Genomic DNA, 288 nt, shown 5'->3' on the forward strand with positions numbered 1-288 from the left:
CAGAAACAAACGCCGGTACGTTAGCGGCGGCGATTTTGATTTCTTTACCGGTCTGTGGGTTACGGCCAGTGCGCTCAGCACGGTGGTTCACTTTGAAGGTACCGAAACCAACCAGTTGTACAGCATCGCCTTCTTTCAGAGACTCAGTAATAGCAGCCAGAGTGGATTCCAGAGCAGCTTTAGCCTGGGTTTTGGACAGTTCTGCTTTGTCTGCAATTACATCAATCAGTTGAGTCTTGTTCATAAGTTATCCTTACAATGTGTTTATCGCTTGCTAAGCATCGAGTG

At 47.2% G+C, this 288-nt stretch carries 1 protein-coding gene; it reads right to left on the reverse strand.

Annotated features, from left to right (window positions below):
- On the reverse strand, positions 1-244 hold a 244-nt coding region (gene hupA / locus ACODJP_RS13860; RefSeq protein WP_422482500.1), incomplete at its 3' end, for a nucleoid-associated protein HU-alpha.
- Positions 245-288 lie beyond the last annotated feature (44 nt).

It is taken from the genome of Pleomorphochaeta sp. DL1XJH-081 (assembly GCF_049310885.1).
Classification (GTDB): domain Bacteria; phylum Spirochaetota; class Spirochaetia; order Sphaerochaetales; family Sphaerochaetaceae; genus CAYZJV01.